Origin of the sequence: Deinococcus phoenicis (genome assembly GCF_000599865.1) — a bacterium.
In the GTDB taxonomy this organism is placed as follows: Bacteria; Deinococcota; Deinococci; order Deinococcales; family Deinococcaceae; genus Deinococcus; species Deinococcus phoenicis.
Genome location: NZ_JHAC01000004.1, coordinates 84,571 through 101,632, shown reverse-complemented (window position 1 = coordinate 101,632; position 17,062 = coordinate 84,571). Strand labels below are relative to the sequence as shown.

The window sequence follows — 17,062 nt, the reverse complement described above, 5'->3', positions numbered from 1 at the left end:
TCCTTCGCCGGCCTTACTCGGCCAGCAGGCGGCTGACCTGCGGCGCGAGTTCGCCCCGCACCCGTTCGAGACGGCCCGGGAGCGTGTTGGTGATGCCGCTCTTGCCGCCGCGGGCCACCACGCGCACGCCCCCCTGAAGCCCAGGGTTCTCGCGCACGGGGAGGTCGGTGACGAGTTCGCGGGCCAGCGCAGCCTCGGCGGGGCCAACCTCGACGGCTTCCGCATCGGGGATGGCCTGGCGGGCCTGCTGAATCAGGCGGCCCAGGATCTCGCGGTATTCCGGCAGGCGGGTGATGTCGCGCAGCTGCTGCTCGACCAGGCCGTACACCTCGGTCATGCCCTGCTCGCTGGCCGTCAGCCGCGCCGCACTCAGTTCGAGGTCGGCGGCGCTGCGGGCACGCACCAGCCCGGCCTGGCGCTGCGTTTCGAGCGCGCGGGTGCGGCTCTCGATCAGGGCCTGGGCGCGTTCCCGGGCGTCCGCGACAATCTGCTGCGCGCGGCCCGAGGCCTCGGCGCGGATGCGCTCGATGTCCGCCTGCGCTTCGTGTTCGAGGAGCTTGTCGAGCGCCATATCAGTTCAGGATGAACAGCGCGAGGAAGCCGAAGATCACGAGGGTTTCGGGAATCAGGAAGTACAGCAGCAGGCTGCCGGCCTTGCTGGGGTCTTCCGCCACCGCGCCCACGAGCGAGGAGCCGATGCGGGCCTGCGCGATGCCGGTGCCGACCGCACCCAGGCCCAGCGCCAGACCTGCACCCAGGGCACGCAGGCCACGGTACATATCGTCGGGGCCGCCGACGGTGTTGGCCGTCTGCGCCAGACCGCTGGTCGCGAGAGCGAGGACGAGGGACGCGAGAACGATCTTGTTGTACTTGGTCATAGCGGACACTCCTGAGAACTTATTTGCCCGGCCCGCTGACCGCGTGGGCGGCGGGGCTGAGGCGGCGAAGGGGGTTGTAGGCCGGGCTGGTCTCGGCGTTGAAGCCGGTCGGGTTCAGGAACTCGACGATGTGCAGACGCAGCGGCTGGATGATGTGGCCGATCAAGGTCAGCGCCAGCACGAAGAAGTGCAGCAGCGCGCCGACCACCAGGCCGAGGATGATCCCGAGGAAGCCGATGCGCTCGGCGAGGCTCCAGCCCATGTCGCTGCACAGCTTGGCGAGAATGGCGCTCACCAAGCCGACCGCGAAGATACGGGCGTAGCTGAGAACGGCGCTGCCCTGCGAGATCAGTTCGATGGGCAGCAGCGGGAAGTGCCGAATCACGCGAATCCAGCCCACCAGGAAGAGGGCAAAGCCCACGTACATCACCAGGATCAGCGGATTGGCGAAGTTGGTCAGCTGCCCGAAGTCCTTGCCCGCACGGGTCGCAAAGGCCAGGCAGATCAGCGCGGCCGTGCTGCCGAAGAGGGCCAGGCCCTCCCAGGTGTGGGTCGGGTCCTTGTGCTTGATGCCCTGCTGGATGCGGATGCCCCAGCCCCACAGCACTTGCAGAATGCCGAAGAGCAGCGCGAACACCAGCGCGACGTTGCTGAAGTAGCTCGTCTCCAGGCGGGGAAACACGGTCGGGATCAGGCCACTGTGGGCGACGGCCTCGGTGCCCCCGGCGTGACTGGCGTGAATGCCGGTCCAGCCCCACAGGCGGTTGACCAGATCGGGGTCCACGTAGAAGAGGTGGAGGTGCTCGCCCAGCGTGCCGAACAGTTCGCCGGTCAGGAAGCCCCACAGGATCGACCACAGCGCCATCACGTTGGTGACGTAGCCCAGGTCGCGCACCGTGGCGGGCGGGATGAACGCGCCGAAGAAGCTGAGGTCCCAGCCCTCGTTCCGCCGCGCCTTGCCCAGCAGCCACATCCCGAACCACAGGAACAGCAGGCCGTAGCCCACGTCCGCGATGATGATGCCGAAGAACAGGGGGAAGAACAGCGCGATGATCCAGGTGGGATCGAAGGTGCCGTACTTGGGCAGGCTCATCAGCCCCATCACGACCTGGAAGGGCTTGACGTAGCTGTTGTTCTTGAGCTGCACCGGGATGGCCGCGTCGTGGTGTTCGTCCACGTCGTGCAGCTCGTAGCTGACGGCGTCACCGAAGCTTCCCAACGCCGCCGTGAGGGCGGGCACGCGGTCGGTGGGCAAGTAGCCCTGCATGGCGAGGCTGTACTTGCCCCGCGCGGACACGGCACGCACGTCGTGAATGGCGACGCGGTCTTTCAGGGCGTCACGCACGGCATACAGCGCGGGGCCATGCGTGCGGGCCAGGCCCTCGCGCTCGGCATTCAGCTGCCGCTGCCGCTCCGCGCCGCCCTGCCGGATGGCGTCCAGCTCGCGGGCGGCCTCGGACAGGGGCAGGCCGTCGAAACGGCCCGGCAACCGCAGTTCGCCCAAGCGCACCCGCGAGAGTGCCGCGCGCACCGCGTCCCGGTCCGTGCGCAGGGCCGCGACCAGGCCGACCCGGTTTTGCCCGACCGCCTCGGTGGCGAGCGCATACCGCTCGGGCAACGCCGCCCCCAGGGCCGCGTCCAGGTCGCCGAGGTTGTCGCCGGCCTGGAGCAGGAAAGGCACCAGAGTCAGGCGGCGGCTGCGGTCCAGGCCCCCGCTCAGGCGCGCCAGGGCACGCACGGCGTCCCCGTAAGCGGCTTCGGCGTCGAGGTCGGCCTGAAGCTCCTGACGCTGACGGGCCAGGGCCGACACGGGCACGGCCGCACCCTCCACCACCCGTTCCCACTCGTTTTGGGCGGGCAGGGGGGCGGGGGCGGGGCGGTAGGCGCCCAGTTCCGCGATGGTGCTTTCGGCGCGGGCCAGCAGCCGCTCGTCGTCGCGGCGGGCCTGGGCGTCCTGCCCGGCGAGCGAGCCGGTGCCCAGGGGGCCGCCCGTGATGGGCGTCAGGTGCAGCACCCCGGCGTCTTGCAGGGCCGCGATGACCGCCTCGCTGTCGCGCTTGCGCACGGCGATCACGACCTGCTGCATGGGGTTGATCACGGCAGCACCGCCCTCAGGATGTACTCGGCGGCCTGCTGCACCCGTGACCCCGCGCGCGCACGGGTGGCCTGCGCGCCTTCCTCTGCCCGGGCGCGGGCCTCGTCGCGGATGCGCTGGGTTTCGGCAGCCAGCTGCTGGTCATGCTCGGCCTGCAGGGCCTGCGCCTGCGTCTGTGCCTGCGCGAGGATGCGGGCGGCCTCGGCCTCGGCAGCCTCCACCGACCGCCTGGCTTCCTCGCGGGCCGCTTCGATCTGCGCGTCCAGGGCTGCCTCGCGGCTGGCCAGTTCACTCAAGACTCGACTTGAGACGTCCAAATCCCTCCTCCTTTCCCTTCGTGACTCAGGAGCACCCCTCTTGAAAAGCCCCGTCCGTGAGGGCGAGGTGTCCGGGGGGTGCGCTGAGCTGCTGAGATGGCCCGACCCGTGTTGGTATGCGTCAGACTCGTGCAGCATCCTAACACAGGCTTTATTCACGCCCCGGAGGGCAAGCGTCCCGGCGGAGCCGTCCGGTCCGGCCGGATCCTGGGGCGGCCCCCCCTGGAGACGTCGCCGGGCGGGGCCGCACAGAGGACCGGACGGAGGAGGCCTTCTTCAGTCACCGCCGACGAAGACCGGGGCGCTGAGGCCCCCTTCCTGCTCGGTGTACCCCTGCTCGCTGTGGGCGCTGAGGTCCATGCCGCCCACCTCCTGCCGGGCCGTGACCCGCAGCGGAAGAACGAGGCTGACGAGCTTCAGCAGAACGAAACTGCCCAGCCCGGTGTACAGGACACTGACGGCCACGCTGACAAGCTGGATGACCAGTTGCCCACCTACCGGACCGCCGCTGCCGGTCGTCCAGGCGAGCGCCCCGGTCAGCAGCGCGCCCACGATTCCGGCGACCCCGTGGCAGGCGAACACGTCGAGGGCGTCGTCGGCCCCCAGACGCGGCTTGACCTGCACGGTCCAGAAGCTGGCGGTGGCCCCCAGCCCGCCGATCACGGTGGCGGCCCAGGGCGTCACGAAGGCGCAGGCGGGCGTGATGGCGACCAGACCCACGACCAGCCCGGTGGCGGCCCCGACGGCGGTGGGCTTGCCGGTGCCCCGACTCTCCCAGGCCAGCCAGGTCAGCAGGGCGGCGGCGGGGGCGACCAGCGTGGTGAGCAGCGCCAGCGCGGCGGTCTGGTTGGCGGCCAGGGCACTCCCGGCATTGAAGCCCATCCAGCCGAAGTGCAGCAGGCCCGCCCCCAGCAGCACGAAGGGAACGTTGTGCGGCACGTGCGCGGCGCGGGGGTAGCCCAGGCGCGGCCCCAGGACGGCGGCGGCCACCAGCGCACTCACGCCCGCCGCGATATGAATCACGGTGCCGCCCGCAAAATCCAGCGTGCCGGACTTGTAGAGCCAGCCGTCCGCGCTCCAGACCCAGTGCGCCAGCGGCGCATAGATCAGCAGACTCCACAAGCCGCCAAAAAGCAGGAACGCCCCGAAGCGCATCCGCCCGACCACCGCGCCGCTGATCAAGGCGAGGGCAATAATGGCGAACATCGCCTGGAAGGCCGCGAAGACGGAGGTGGGAACGGTGCCGGTCAGCGCGTCCGTCATGCCCCCCAGCCCGAGGTTCGAGAGGCCGCCGATCAGGGCGTTCCCACCCGGCCCGAACGCCAGGGTGTACCCGGCCAGGGTCCACAGCACGCCCACCACACCGGTCGACGCGACGCTCATCATCATGGTGTTCAGCACGCTGGGGGCACGGGTCAGGCCGCCGTAGAACAGAGCCAGGCCGGGCGTCATCAGCAGTACCAGCGAGGCGGCGACCAGCATCCAGGCGGTGTCGCCGGCGTTCAGCCCAGGGACGCCCGGCGTCGGCGGGGCCGGCTGCGCGAGGGCCGCGCCGCCGAGCAGGACCAGCAGAGGCACAAGCTTCACGGGGCACGCCCGGAAGGCTGACCCGGCGCGAGTCTCGTCTCGGTGACGGGCGTGAGGGCGGCATTGTCTTCCTCGCCGGTACGGATGCGGACCACGCGTTCCAGCGGCTGCACGAAAATCTTGCCGTCACCGACCTCGCCCGTGCATGCGCCCTGGCAGATGGCGCGGATCGCCGTGTCCACGAACGGCTCGCTGACAGCCATGCGGAACTCGACCTTGTCCCGGAACTCGATCATCACGCGCGTGCCCCGGTAATGCTCGACGATCTCCTGCTCGCCGCCATGCCCCGACACCCGCGCCAACGTAAGGCCGCTGATCCCCGCCTGAAACAGCGCCTCCTTGATCTGCTGCACCCGCTCAGGGCGCACCACCGCCGTGATCAGTTTCATGCCGTCTCCTTTTTCTGGGACAAGGTGCAGAGAACGTCCCCCACCTGTGCAAAGGGTAGGCCGAACACGACCAAGCGTCAACAAAAAGATTGACAGATGTCCAGATTCAGGAAGACAAAATGCAGGATGACAGGGTAAATACCTCCAGTTTCCTCTCCAACTAGGTTGGCTGTCCAGAAAAAACAGAACATGTTGCACGGCGACCACTGGGAAGGGGAGAAGCTCGCTGGCCTCTCCCCCACTCCCCGGCTACTGGACCTCCACCATCCGGCAGCCCCCGAGCCTTGCCCAGCCGCCAGGACTTCAGCGCAGGTAGGCTACCAGCAGGTCCACCCCGGCGCGCAGGTCGCCCACATGGACGGCCTCGACGATGGTGTGGATATAGCGGGTGGGAATGCTGAGCGTGACGGAGGGCACGCCCGCACGCGTCTTCTGGATCGCTGCGCCGTCGGTCCCGCCCAGCGCCAGCACCTCCAGCTGGTACGGGGTGCCTTCCTGTTCGGCCAGGTCCACCAGGGCGTCCACCAGCCAGCGGGTGGAAATCATGGAGGAGTCGAAGACCTTGATGCCGATGCCCTCGCCCAGGCGCGTGACCGCCTCGTCGGGGCCGACGCCGGGGGTGTCCACCGCCAGCGTCACGTCCAGGCCGATGCCCAGGGTAGGTTCCACGCCGTAGGCCGCGACCACCGCGCCGCGCAGCCCGACTTCCTCCTGCACGCTGAAGACGGCCACCACGTCATGCCGGGGGCGCTCCTCGCGGAAGTGACGCAGCACCTCCAGTTGCAAAAAGACGCTGGCGCGGTCGTCCATCGCCTTGCCGACGACGAGGTGCCCGACCTGCCGCGCCGTCTGGTCGAGCGTGACCATGTCGCCCACCCGCACGCGGCGCTTGACCTCCTCTGCGTTCAGGCCGAGATCGACGAAGAATTCCTTGACCTCGGGGACCTTCTTGCGGTCTTCCGGGGTGGCGATGTGGACGGGCCTGCCGCCGGGCGTCAGAAGGCCGGGCAGCGCACCCCCGCGCGTCTGCACCGTCACGTTGCGGGCAAAGAGGTTGCGGGTGTCGAAGCCGCCCAGCGCCTGCACGCGCAGGAAGCCCTGGTCGTCGACGAAGCGCACCAGGAACCCGATCTCGTCCATGTGCGCGCTGAGCATGATGCGCTCGCGGCGGTGTTCTCCCTCACTGGCTGCGTCCCGTCCACGCTTCAGGGCGATCACGTTGCCCAGCGCGTCCACACGGACCTCGTCGGCCAGGCCGTCCAGTTCACGCAGCACGAAGTCACGCACCGCGTCCTCGTTGCCCGGGACGCCGTTCAGGTCCGAGAGTTGGCACAGGAGGTCCAGCCGCAGCTCAGTGGGGGTCACGGGCGTCAGCATACGCCGCGTCTGCTGGGGCAGAGGCCGCCGCGTCCGACCCCTCGGGCCGGGGCGTGGCCTGAGGTTCCGGTGCCGGTTTCGGGCGCAGGTCCGTGCCGTTGAAGCGCCCCTGCCCCTCGGCCAGTCCCCGCTGTGCCCAGACTTCCACCGCGTCGGCCCCCAGACGCACCAGTTCCGCGAGCGTGGCTGCCTCCTCCGTGCGCCACTTGCTCAGCACCCAGTCGGCGGGGTCCCAGCCTGCCGGGGGCCGCGAGATGCCCACCTTCAGGCGCGGAAAGTCGGGCGTGCCCAGCACCCGGATAATGTCGCGCACGCCGTTCTGCCCGCCGTGCCGCCCGCCCAGCCGGAACTTCAGCAGGCCGAAGGGGCTGTCGAGGTCGTCCTGCACGACCAGCAATGCGTCACCGTCCAGCTTGTAGAAGGCGTAGAGCGGCCCCACCGCCTTGCCCGACGTGTTCATGAAGGTCTGCGGCTTGATCAGCAGCACCTTCGCGCCGGGCGCCGCTCCCACACGCACCTCGGCCACCTCCGCGTCCTTTTCCCTCCGCCAGACAGCCCCCCAGCGGCGGGCCACCTCGTCCACGACCAGCCAGCCGACGTTGTGGCGGGTCCGGACGTACTGGCTGCCCGGATTGCCCAGGCCGACGACCAGTTTCATAGGCGCTCAAGCCTCCAGACTGCCCAGCGTCTCGCGCCAGCGGACCTCGGTTTCGCGCACGCGGGCGTCCCCCCTGGCGCGGGCGTATCCGGCGCGGAAGTCGGCAAAGCGGGTGTCCGTGTCGGCAAACAATAGTCCCAGCGCCTGCCGCACGTCCGCCACGTTGCGCTCGGTCAGCGTGGTGTCCTTCTGATCCAGCACCTCGTCGAGCGTCGCCATCAGGCCGGAGAGAGGCCGCAGCCACTGGAACGAGGGGTCGTTCATCACCAGCGAGTACAGCGCGAAGGGACCCTTCACCGGGCCATGCAGAAATTCGTACTCGCCCTTGGCGAAGTCCAGCAGCGCCGAGTGGAAGGCGCGCAGGCTCTGGGCGAGGGCCGTGAGCTTTTGCCGGACCTGGGCATCGGAAGTCGTCATGGCAAGAGGGTAGCAAGCGCGGCGGGGGCCGCCCGGTCCTGCCGCCATTCCACGCGGGGACTGGTCTACCGGATTCCGCCTTCCCCGGTCTGGATCGGCAGGAATCGCGCGACCAGAGACTGGACCAGCTCCGTTCTGGTGTACGGTGCCAGCACGCCCGGCACAGTCAGTTCTTCAACCAGCAATCCGCTGATGGCCAGGTACATCAGCACGAAGTCTTCGGCACGTAGAGCCAGTCCGTGTTCCTCGCTGAACCGTTGGTTCCACCCAATGTTGTGCCTGACGGTGCTGAAAAGTGAAGCACGTAATTCAGGACGCCGGGTGGCCTCCAGCCGGAGTTCCATCAGGGCCAGGGAGGTGTGTTGCTCCTGAAGGACACGTTCCACGAGATTTTCCAGCAGGGCCGTGTAGAGTTCCTGCCCCGTTCTTTGCTGCAAGGTTTCTTCCAGCCACTGTGGATCAGGCATCAGGCGCTCGTGAATGTGAAGCGCGATTTGATGCAGCAGATCGGCACGGTGACGGAAGTAGTTCGACGCCGTTCCGGTAGGCAACTCGGCGGCGTTATCCAAGGCCCGGTAGCTCAGGCCGCGCGCTCCTTCGCGGGCCAGGAGGTGAATGGCGGTATCGAGCAGGAGCGTTCGGCGGGCAGCGTTCTGGCGCATGGCTTGACGTTACTCCAGGTGTACCGGTACAGTCGTAGTGAAATGGAGGAAGGACGATGCAAACCAAAGCCATCAGTCTGATGGTCCTGAGCGACCACCCGTTGCAAAGCGCGCAGTTCTACATCCAGCACTTCGGATTCGAGCCTACGGCGGAGTTGCCGTGGTTCGTCAGCCTGCAACATCCAGACCATTCCGGCCTGTTTTTTGATCTCCTGAACAAGGACCACGCAGCGGCGGGCCGCCATCTTCAGGGCAAGAGGACCTCGGGGGTCATGCTCGCGTTGGTCGTCGGGGACCTCGACGCCGAAGCAAAACGCCTCCAGGATGCCGGACTGACGTTCCTCATGAACCCTACTGACGAACCCTGGGGACAGCGGCGACTCCAACTACAGGCCCCGGATGACGTCATTGTCGAAGTGCTGCAACAGATTCCACCAGATCAGGAATGGCTTCGACAAAACGGCCTGGGCTAGTCCCGGACAGGCACCAGGGTTCACCAGCACCTCGCCCACCTCTCCCCGGCGACAGTCACGCCCGCGTCGGCAAAAGCGCGGGTCAGCGGCAGGGTTCCGGGATGCAGCAGGGCTGAACTCTACCCCCCGGCCGCCCGCCGCCGCAGCGCGTGCCACAGCGTCGGCACGTCGGGCGTCCAGTGCGGCAGCACCAGCGTCATGGCGAGGCGTTCGAGGTGGTTGAGGACGCCAACGCCTAGGGCCACCCACAGCAGTGCGGGGTCGTCTCGCAGGCTGAGGGGCACCGTCGCCGCGAAGAGCAGCACCCCGGTCAGCTTGGAGGAATAGGCGTGGTAGGCCGCGACCCGCCCGTACTTGCCCAGGTCGGCCAGCCACCCGGCCACGTCGGTGAGCAGATACGCGGCCAGCAGGGGGAAGCCCGGGCGCAGCGTCTCGAAATGGGTCAGCAGCAACGCGGCGGCCACCCACAGCACGAACCAGCCGTCCACCACGCTGTCGGCCCAGCGGAGGCGGGGGGAAGCCACCCCCAGCCGCCGGGCCAGCACGCCGTCGAAAATGTCGGACAGCAGCGCCAGCCCCAGGCCCGCCGCAAACAGCCAGGGCACCCGCCCGCCCAGCGCCAGGGCAAAGAGCAGCGGCCCCAGCAGGCCACGCAGGGCAATCAGGAACGCGGGCAGCCGACGGAGCATCCGGGGCAGGATAGCGGCATGCCGGACGGCCCGGCTTGTTACCCTGACCCATGACCACCCCCAACCTGCCGGAAGCGACCATTCCCAAGCTGGACGGTCCCGAACTGGACGGGACCGTGAACCTCGGGGACATCGAGGCGCTGGGCCGCTCCAGGCTCGACCGCAACGCCCTGGAGTACTACGCGAGCGGCGCGAACGACGAGGTCACGCTGGCGGCCAACCGCGCCGGCTTCCGCGCCCTCCGCCTGCGGCCCCGGATGCTGGTGGACGTGTCGAACGTGGACGCGCGAACGGAGGTGCTGGGCCTGCCGCTGAGTTGCCCGGTGGGCATCGCCCCCAGCGCCTTTCACGGCCTCGCGCACCCCGACGCCGAACTCGGCACGGCGCGCGCGGCGGCCTCGGCGGGCAGCCTCATGACCCTCAGCACCTTCAGCAACACGCCGATCGAGGCCGTGGCGCGGGCGGCAGCCGGGCGCTTCTGGTTCCAGCTTTACCTGTACACCGACCGGGAAGTAAGCGCGGAGGTCGTGCGCCGGGCGGAGGCGGCGGGCGCGCGGGCGCTGGTCCTGACGGTGGACGCGCCCTTCCTGGGCCGCCGCGAGCCGAACGAACGCCACCGCTTTGCCCTGCCACCGCACCTCAGCGTGCCGAATGCGGGCAGCCGCGAGCAACTGCACGCGCTGGAATCGGAGGCCGGGTCGCAACTCGTGAACTACTTCCAGGGGCTGGTGGACAAGACCCTGAGCTGGAAAGACCTCGCCTGGCTGCGTTCGGTCACGTCCCTGCCGATCGTGCTGAAAGGCATCCTGACCGCCGAGGACGCCCGGCTGGCCGCCCACCACGGCGCGCAGGTCTGGGTCAGCAACCACGGCGGGCGGCAACTCGATACCGCCGTGAGCAGCATCGAGGCGCTGCCCGAAGTGGTGGACGCCGTGCAGGGCCAGGCAGAGGTCTACCTCGACGGCGGCGTGACGCGCGGGACGGATGTGCTGAAGGCGGTGGCGCTGGGGGCCAGGGCCGTCTTCCTGGGCCGGGCCGCGCTGTGGGGCCTGGCGGCCGGCGGTGAAGCGGGTGTGCGGCGAACGCTGGACCTCCTCCACGACGAGGTGCGGCTGGCGCTGGCGCTGTGCGGGAAGCAGAACATCGGGCAGGTGGGGCGGGACCTGGTGCGGGTGTAGGTGAACAGTTCGTACCACCCTAGGGCTTCTGGTTCATTTGACAGGTACCTGTCAAAAGGATAGACTTGCTTCCCATGACCCACCTCACGGCGGAGGGAGCCGCCTTCACGGAATTGCTGCTGGAGGCCTTTCGTCTGCATGGTCTGCTCCTGGCCGCAGGCGACCGCCTGACCCAACCCCTGGGCCTCACCAGCGCCCGCTGGCAGGTGCTGGGCGTGGTGGAACATGGTCCCAGCACGGTGTCGGAGATCAGCCGGGTCATGGGGCTTGCGCGGCAGAGCGTGCAGCAGCAGACCGACGCCCTCGAACGGGAAGGCTTTCTGAGTTACGTGGACAACCCCAGGCACCGCCGCGCCCGATGGGTGCAGCTCACCGAGAAAGGAAAGGAGGCCGCCGCAAGCCTCATTCCAGTCCAGACGGAGTGGGCCAACCACATCGGCCGGGCAGCTCCCCCCGAGGCGCTCCAGGCGGCGCTGGAGACGCTGCGTGCGCTGAGTGAACGCCTGGAGCGGGGAACGGAGCGGGAGATGCCCCCGGCGACCTGACGCCCCCCTTCAGAGGAGGAAAGCTTATGCACATCACCCAGTCGGCCATTTCGCTCAACGTGCCGGACGTCCGCGCCTCCGCCGAGTTTCTGAAACGGCACTTCGGCTTCGTGCAGGAGATGGACCATGAGGGCGTGGCGTCCCTGACGCGGGCGGACGCGGGCTTCAACCTGATCTTCCTCCAGACGGGCCTGTCCACCTTCAAGCCGCCCCAGATCGCCGGCAACGCCGGGCAGGGGCTGCTGGTGGTGTTCGTGGTGGACGACATTGACGCCGAATACACGCGCCTTCAGGCGGAAGGTGTACCGGTCGTCACTCCCATCGAAACCGAGCCGTGGGGGGAGCGGTACTTTCAGGTGTCGGACCCCAACGGCGTGATGGTGCAACTGGTGCAGTGGGTCACGGTGCCGGAGGAGTCTGGCGGAGCCGCGCAGCCCTGAGCGACAGGTCCACCGACGGTTCAGGCCGCCTCTTTCGCCTCCTTCTTCCGGCTGCGCCGTGTCCGCAGCGCCTTTTCACTCTCCAGCATCCGCTTCAGCGCGGCCTCGCTGCGGGACAGCCCCTCCAACTCGGGTTCGGTGCGGCCCGCGCGGGGTTCGTAGTCGTCGAGCACCTTGCCTTCCTGATAGCGGTCGAAGATCACCGGACAGATGTAGCTGCCGCGCGTGACGGCGGGCGTGTTGCCCAGGTCATCCGCCACGAACTTGACGCATTCCACCAGCGTCTTGCGGGCCGCCCGCTCGGACCCGGGCGCTCCGGCCTCGGCCAGGAATTCGGCAGCGACCAGGGTGCCGCCCCAGGTGCGGAAGTCCTTGGCGGTAAAGGGGCCGATCACCTCGCGCAGATAGGCATTCAGGTCGGGGGCGCGCACCCGGGTGCGGACCTCTTCGTCCACGCTCTGGAAGAGCCAGGGGCCGGGCAGTTCCAGCAGCCGCCCGATGTTGGTGGCGAGCGTGCGGTCGCGCACCGTCTTGTGCTGCTCGATGGCGTGTTTGCCCCGGAAATGAAAGGTGATGGCGCTGCCCTCCACCTTCACGTGCCGCTGGCGCAGGGTCGAGAGGCCGTAGGTCTTGTGTGCGCGGGCATAGGCGTCGCTGCCGACCCGGAAGTGGGCCACGTGCAGCAGCCGGGTCATCACGCCCAGCACCTTGCGGCGGGGCAGGCCGGACAGGCGCAGATCGGCGGCGGTCACGGTGCGGAGGGTAGGCAGGGCGTCCGCAAAGCGCGCCAGCCGTTGCCATTTCTTCAAGGCTCCCGCCTGCACGAAGTCCGGGTGGTAGCGGTACTGGAGTCGCCCGGCGGCGTCACGGCCAAACGCCTGTAATTCCGCATCCGGGTCGGGAGAGACATACACGTCCGCATAGGCGGGTGGCACGGCCAGCGACGCGATGCGGGCAAGGCCCTCCGGGTCGGTGTACTCCTCGCCGTCCGGCCAGAAGTAGCGGAACTCGTCGGGTTTGCTGCCCTCGCGGTGCAGGTACTCGTCTTGCAGGAGGTCGGTGCGGCCCGGCATCAGCGGGCCTCGTCCTCTCCACCATCGAACGCATTGACATAGCCGCTCGTCCAGTGGTCCTCTCCCAAACGGAAGGCACCCACATGGAATCCTTCAGTACAGTCTTTAAAACCTGGCTGCAAGCTCAAGCGTTCCACGGCAGCTTCCGCCGAAGCGCGGTCAGGATAAACACCGATCATCTTGACGTCCTCGCTGCCGTCCTCGAACTCGTGAACATGCTGCACAACAAAAACTTCTGTCATTCTTCCGCCTTCTCGGGCAATTGCCAGTCGATCGGCGTCTCGCCCGCTTCCTCCAAGGCCGCATTCACCCGGCTGAAAGGCCGCGTCCCCAGGAACTTCGCCACACTCAGGGGGCTGGGGTGGGCGGATTCGATGATGACGTGCTGCGGATTCGTGACCAGTTTGGCCTTCTTGCGGGCATACGCGCCCCACAGCACGAACACCACCCGTTCGGGCTTGTCGTTCACGGCGCGGATGATCGCGTCGGTGAACTGTTCCCAGCCCTTCCCCGCGTGGCTGTTGGCCTCGCCCTGCCGAACGGTCAGCACGGCGTTGAGCAGCAACACGCCCTGGCGCGCCCACGACACCAGCGAGCCGTGCTTCGGCGGCTTGAACCCCACGTCCGCCTTCAACTCCTTGTAGATGTTCTGGAGGCTGGGGGGAATACGCACGCCGGGCCGCACGCTGAAGCTCAGGCCGTGCGCCTGCCCCGCGCCGTGGTAGGGGTCTTGGCCCAGGATCAGCACCTTCACCTCGTCGTAGGGCGTCAGGCGCAGGGCGCTGAACATGTCCTCGGGCGCGGGGTACACCGGGCCAGCGGCACGCTCACGGGCCACGAAGGCGGTGAGGTCGCGGAAATAGGGTCGGCTGGTTTCCCCTTCCAGCACCTTGTCCCAGCTGTCGGGGAGATGGACCGGGGGGGCGGCGTCCGCTTCGAACAGGGGGGCAGGGTCGCTGGTCGGCATGTCGCAGTCTCCCCCTGCCGGCGCAGCTGCCCCCTTTCCGCTCAAGGAACGCTCAAGCCAGAGCAGCAGGCCACCCGGTGACCGGCGACCTGCTGCGGCGCAGGGTGAACTAAGCGTTCAGGCTAAACACCCAGGCGGCCCGCCGAGGCCTTCTCCACCGGCGTCCCGTTCGCGCCGTCGAAGGCGTCGATCTCCTCGATGAAGCGGTCGAAGAGGTAGCGGCTGTCGTGCGGTCCCGGGGACGCCTCGGGGTGGTACTGCACCGAGAAGACCGGGTAGCGGCTGTGCGCCATGCCTTCCAGCGTCTGGTCGTTGAGGTTGACGTGGGTGGCGACAAAGGCACCATTCGGGATGGAGTCGATGTCCACCGCGTAGCCGTGGTTCTGGGAGGTGATCTCCACGTTCCCGGTCAGCAGGTTCTTGACCGGCTGGTTGCCGCCCCGGTGCCCGAACTTCATCTTGAAGGTCTGCCCGCCCGCCGCCAGCCCCAGAATCTGATGCCCCAGGCAGATGCCGAAGGTGGGCAGGAGGCCCATCAGTTCCCAGGCGGTCTTGTGCGCGTACTCCAGCGGCGCGGGGTCGCCGGGGCCGTTGCTGAGAAAGAGGCCGTGCGGCTGGAGGGCCATAATCTGCGCCGGGGTGGTGTGCGCCGGAACCACGATGGGTTCGATACCCACTTCCGAGAGCCGCTCGATGATGGTGTGCTTGATTCCGAAATCCATCAGCACCACGCGCTTGCCGTGGCGCAGGGTCGGGAAAGCGTAGGGTAGCGGCGTGGTGACCTCGCGGGTCATGTCGTGCCCGTCGATGTCCTGATGGTCGCGTGCCCGCTGCACATAGACCTGCTCCTCGGCGGGCGTGAACTCGCCGTAGGGGTCTTCGGGGTGGGTGTAGGAGCGGTGGGCGATCACACCCTTCACCACGCCGCCCGAGCGCAGCCGCCGCACCAGCGCCCGCGTGTCGATGCCCTGGATGCTCACCACGCCGTACTGCTGCATAAAGGCTTCCAGCGACTGCTGCGCGCGGTGGTTGGAGTAGTCGCCCGAGAACTCCCGGCTGATAAAGCCCCGCACATACGGCTTGTTGCTCTCCATGTCGTAGATCGCCACGCCGTAGTTGCCCACGTGCGGATACGTGATGGTCACGATCTGCCCGTTGTAGCTGGGGTCGGTCATGATCTCCTGGTAGCCGGTCATGGACGTGTTGAACACCACCTCGCCCACTGTCTCGCCGCGGTGCCCGAAGGCGTAGCCGCGGTACACCGTGCCGTCTTCCAGCGCCAGGATCGCGCGTTCTTTTCTGATCATAGGGGGAACCTCCATTCGCGCCTCACGGGACGCAGTTCATGGCGGAAGCTGTCAGCGGTCAGGCGTCAGCTTTCAGCCACAGAGCTTAGCAGGGTGGGCGGAGGCGCGCGGTGAAGACGCTCAGCATTCGCTTGCCCTTTCGGGTGTGGGCCAGCAGCAACGGCAAGCCCGCCCAGACCGTTCCTCTGCCGGGAGGGCGCTGCCGACACGGGAGACCGCCCGCGTCAAGGCATGTGCCTTTTGCCCGGCCGCGAGGAGACGGAACTCAGCCACCAGAACGCCCGGCTGAAAGTTCCCTGAACATCGCGATCTCGTTGCAGTTCTCGAAAAAGGCGCAGCGCTGGCACTCGCTCCAGACCTTCGGGTGAAGGTTGGTCTTTTCGATCCGCACGAAGCCGCACTTCTCGAAAAAGCCCTGCTGGTAGGTCCAGGCGAACAGGGCCGGCAGATCGATCGCCCGCGCCTCGGCCTCACAGGCGGCCACCAGTTCCCGGCCCAGGCCGCGCCCCTGCATGTGGGGATGAATGGCGAGGCCGCGCACCTCCGCGAGGTCCGGGGCCAGCATGTGCAGACCGCAGACGCCCGCCAGCCCCCCCGGTTTCCCCTCATGCGCCTGGGCCAGCACGAGGTGAAAATCGCGGATGGTCTCGGCCAGCAGGGCCTTGGAGCGCACCAGCATCAGGCCGCGCGCCGCCCAGTAGCCGATCAGTTCATGAATGGCGTCGATGTCCGACAGGCGGGCCTTGCGGCTGACGAGGGGAGCCTGCGGGTGGATGTCCGGGACAGCGATGGAGTCGAGCGTGAGGAGGGTCATGGGTGCCCCCCGGTGCTGGGGGGTGGGGGGTGGGCGGTGGGAAGAGCTTTTCCGCTAACCCACCGCCCACCACCCACTGCCCCCCTTAGGCCTTGCCGACCTTCTGATCCAGGGGCCGCATCCAGGTGGTGCCGCCGGGGCGCTCGCTGCGGGCACGGTAGGCCCGGATCTGCGGCGCGTCGGGCAGTTCGCCCATCACCACAGCCAGGGGCACCTGCTGGAAGCCGAACGACCCCCAGTCGCCCCCCTTGCTGAACATGTAGATGGCGCGGTCGCCCCGGCCCTGCGCGTACTCCACCGCGCTCATCACCAGGCGGCGGCCCAGGCCACCCCCACGCGCCGAGGGGACGATGGCCGCGCCGCGCAGCAGGGACGCGCCGTCCCCATGCTCCAGGCCGATGGCGCCCAGCGGTTGTCCGCTCCGCTCCAGCACCCAGTAGGTGGTGCCTTCCGCGAGCGCGGCGTCGGTGTCCAGCCCGGCGTCGTGAAAGACGCGAGTCACGGTGTCCTTGTCCTGGGGTCCAGCGAGGCGAATCTGAACGTTCGAGTCGGTCATGGGTATGCCCTCCGGGTTCGGTCGTGCCGGGATCACCCACGCGGGCGTCTGACACGGCTGGATTTTGGGTGGGCGCAGCATAGCGCAACATGGCCCGGGCGCACATCGGAACGTGGGCTGTCACCGGCCGCCTCCCCCCGGCGGCACGGCCCCGGCCTGGGTGTACATATCCCGCCTCCAGGCCTGCTCGCCCGCGATCCAGCCTTTCAGGAGGCCGCTTTCGACCTGGGGCGTGCCGGGGAGGGCCGCGGCGATTTCCCCGGCGCTGACCGGCACGAAGCCGAAGCGCCGCCAGTAGTTCCCCGCCTCCTGGCTGAACAGATAGACCGTCCGGTCACCGCGCAACGTGGCCTGCGTGAGGGCCGAGAACACCAGCGCGCGCCCCAGGCCCTGCCCACGGGCCTCCGGGACAACGGCTGCCGAGCGGATCAGCGAGGCCCCCTCGCCATGCTCCAGCCCGATGCAGCCGCCCGGCACGCCGTCCAGTTCGGCCAGCCAGTAGGTGCTGCCCTGCGGCGTCACGCTGCCGGTATGCAGACCGCAGCGCGCCAGCAGGTCGAGGATGAGGGGGAAATCGGCGGGCGCGGCCTGCCGCAGCTTGACGTGCATGGCGCTGAGGGGCACGGGTGTGAGGGTCATG

22 protein-coding genes are annotated in these 17,062 nt (G+C 68.4%); 4 read left to right on the top strand and 18 right to left on the bottom strand.

Annotation, left to right across the window (positions count from 1 at the left end):
• Positions 1-13: 13 nt before the first annotated feature.
• The 10 genes from DEIPH_RS01415 to DEIPH_RS01370 all read right to left on the bottom strand — a co-directional run bounded on the left by DEIPH_RS01415 (position 14) and on the right by DEIPH_RS01370 (position 8,380).
• Positions 14-571, bottom strand: a complete 558-nt coding sequence (locus tag DEIPH_RS01415; RefSeq protein ID WP_034352626.1) for a V-type ATP synthase subunit E — start codon at positions 569-571, stop codon at positions 14-16.
• A 1-nt stretch (position 572) separates the two neighbouring features.
• On the bottom strand, positions 573-878 hold the full coding sequence (locus DEIPH_RS01410; protein WP_034352622.1) for an ATP synthase subunit K: 306 nt from the start codon (positions 876-878) through the stop codon (positions 573-575).
• 19 nt (positions 879-897) lie between these two features.
• Complete coding sequence (locus tag DEIPH_RS01405; RefSeq protein ID WP_051517064.1) at positions 898-2,976, bottom strand: V-type ATP synthase subunit I; 2,079 nt, start codon at positions 2,974-2,976, stop codon at positions 898-900.
• A complete protein-coding gene (locus tag DEIPH_RS01400) occupies positions 2,973-3,269 on the bottom strand; it encodes a V-type ATPase subunit subunit G family protein (protein WP_235183138.1) in 297 nt (98 codons plus the stop codon). Before DEIPH_RS01400 ends, DEIPH_RS01405 begins: the two co-directional genes overlap by 4 nt.
• A gap of 297 nt (positions 3,270-3,566) precedes the next feature.
• Entirely contained in the window at positions 3,567-4,877 is a 1,311-nt protein-coding gene (locus tag DEIPH_RS01395) for an ammonium transporter (RefSeq protein ID WP_034352617.1), read from the bottom strand.
• Entirely contained in the window at positions 4,874-5,266 is a 393-nt protein-coding gene (locus tag DEIPH_RS01390) for a P-II family nitrogen regulator (protein WP_051517063.1), read from the bottom strand. Before DEIPH_RS01390 ends, DEIPH_RS01395 begins: the two co-directional genes overlap by 4 nt.
• A 303-nt stretch (positions 5,267-5,569) precedes the next feature.
• Positions 5,570-6,631: a M42 family metallopeptidase gene (locus DEIPH_RS01385; RefSeq protein WP_235183137.1), complete on the bottom strand. Its 1,062-nt coding sequence runs from the start codon at positions 6,629-6,631 to the stop codon at positions 5,570-5,572.
• Complete coding sequence (gene pth / locus DEIPH_RS01380; protein ID WP_034352834.1) at positions 6,618-7,301, bottom strand: aminoacyl-tRNA hydrolase; 684 nt, start codon at positions 7,299-7,301, stop codon at positions 6,618-6,620. The genes DEIPH_RS01385 and pth overlap by 14 nt, the downstream gene beginning before the upstream one ends.
• A gap of 6 nt (positions 7,302-7,307) precedes the next feature.
• Positions 7,308-7,718, bottom strand: a complete 411-nt coding sequence (locus tag DEIPH_RS01375; protein ID WP_034352613.1) for a hypothetical protein — start codon at positions 7,716-7,718, stop codon at positions 7,308-7,310.
• 65 nt (positions 7,719-7,783) lie between these two features.
• On the bottom strand, positions 7,784-8,380 hold the full coding sequence (locus tag DEIPH_RS01370) for a TetR/AcrR family transcriptional regulator (protein ID WP_034352611.1): 597 nt from the start codon (positions 8,378-8,380) through the stop codon (positions 7,784-7,786).
• 56 nt (positions 8,381-8,436) lie between these two features.
• On the opposite strand from DEIPH_RS01370, the gene DEIPH_RS01365 reads away from it, so the two are divergent.
• Positions 8,437-8,853: a VOC family protein gene (locus DEIPH_RS01365; protein ID WP_034352609.1), complete on the top strand. Its 417-nt coding sequence runs from the start codon at positions 8,437-8,439 to the stop codon at positions 8,851-8,853.
• Between the two features lie 119 nt (positions 8,854-8,972).
• Here DEIPH_RS01365 and DEIPH_RS01360 read toward each other — a convergent pair whose 3' ends face one another.
• Positions 8,973-9,542: a CDP-alcohol phosphatidyltransferase family protein gene (locus tag DEIPH_RS01360; RefSeq protein WP_034352606.1), complete on the bottom strand. Its 570-nt coding sequence runs from the start codon at positions 9,540-9,542 to the stop codon at positions 8,973-8,975.
• A 50-nt stretch (positions 9,543-9,592) separates the two neighbouring features.
• On the opposite strand from DEIPH_RS01360, the gene DEIPH_RS01355 reads away from it, so the two are divergent.
• The 3 genes from DEIPH_RS01355 (at position 9,593) to DEIPH_RS01345 (ending at position 11,705) form a co-directional block, all read left to right on the top strand.
• Entirely contained in the window at positions 9,593-10,720 is a 1,128-nt protein-coding gene (locus tag DEIPH_RS01355) for an alpha-hydroxy acid oxidase (RefSeq protein WP_034352602.1), read from the top strand.
• Between the two features lie 74 nt (positions 10,721-10,794).
• The gene (locus tag DEIPH_RS01350) at positions 10,795-11,265 is read left to right on the top strand and encodes a MarR family winged helix-turn-helix transcriptional regulator (protein WP_034352599.1); all 471 of its coding nucleotides are present in this window, start codon (positions 10,795-10,797) and stop codon (positions 11,263-11,265) included.
• A 26-nt stretch (positions 11,266-11,291) separates the two neighbouring features.
• A complete protein-coding gene (locus DEIPH_RS01345) occupies positions 11,292-11,705 on the top strand; it encodes a VOC family protein (RefSeq protein ID WP_034352597.1) in 414 nt (137 codons plus the stop codon).
• A gap of 20 nt (positions 11,706-11,725) precedes the next feature.
• Here DEIPH_RS01345 and DEIPH_RS01340 read toward each other — a convergent pair whose 3' ends face one another.
• From DEIPH_RS01340 to DEIPH_RS01310, 7 genes are all read right to left on the bottom strand, one after another.
• Positions 11,726-12,778 carry a DNA topoisomerase IB gene (locus DEIPH_RS01340; protein ID WP_034352594.1) on the bottom strand — a complete coding sequence of 351 codons (1,053 nt, stop codon included), beginning with the start codon at positions 12,776-12,778 and terminating at the stop codon, positions 11,726-11,728.
• Positions 12,778-13,020, bottom strand: a complete 243-nt coding sequence (locus DEIPH_RS01335; protein WP_034352592.1) for a DUF7336 domain-containing protein — start codon at positions 13,018-13,020, stop codon at positions 12,778-12,780. Before DEIPH_RS01335 ends, DEIPH_RS01340 begins: the two co-directional genes overlap by 1 nt.
• The gene (locus DEIPH_RS01330) at positions 13,017-13,745 is read right to left on the bottom strand and encodes a uracil-DNA glycosylase (protein WP_051517062.1); all 729 of its coding nucleotides are present in this window, start codon (positions 13,743-13,745) and stop codon (positions 13,017-13,019) included. Before DEIPH_RS01330 ends, DEIPH_RS01335 begins: the two co-directional genes overlap by 4 nt.
• 122 nt (positions 13,746-13,867) lie before the next feature.
• Positions 13,868-15,052, bottom strand: coding sequence for a glutamine-hydrolyzing carbamoyl-phosphate synthase small subunit (gene carA / locus DEIPH_RS01325; RefSeq protein ID WP_034352589.1), 1,185 nt, complete (start codon positions 15,050-15,052; stop codon positions 13,868-13,870).
• 265 nt (positions 15,053-15,317) lie between these two features.
• The gene (locus DEIPH_RS01320; RefSeq protein WP_034352587.1) at positions 15,318-15,866 is read right to left on the bottom strand and encodes an N-acetyltransferase; all 549 of its coding nucleotides are present in this window, start codon (positions 15,864-15,866) and stop codon (positions 15,318-15,320) included.
• A gap of 85 nt (positions 15,867-15,951) precedes the next feature.
• Positions 15,952-16,422 carry a GNAT family N-acetyltransferase gene (locus DEIPH_RS01315; RefSeq protein ID WP_034352583.1) on the bottom strand — a complete coding sequence of 157 codons (471 nt, stop codon included), beginning with the start codon at positions 16,420-16,422 and terminating at the stop codon, positions 15,952-15,954.
• Between the two features lie 120 nt (positions 16,423-16,542).
• Positions 16,543-17,061: a GNAT family N-acetyltransferase gene (locus DEIPH_RS01310; protein WP_152544722.1), complete on the bottom strand. Its 519-nt coding sequence runs from the start codon at positions 17,059-17,061 to the stop codon at positions 16,543-16,545.
• Position 17,062 lies beyond the last annotated feature (1 nt).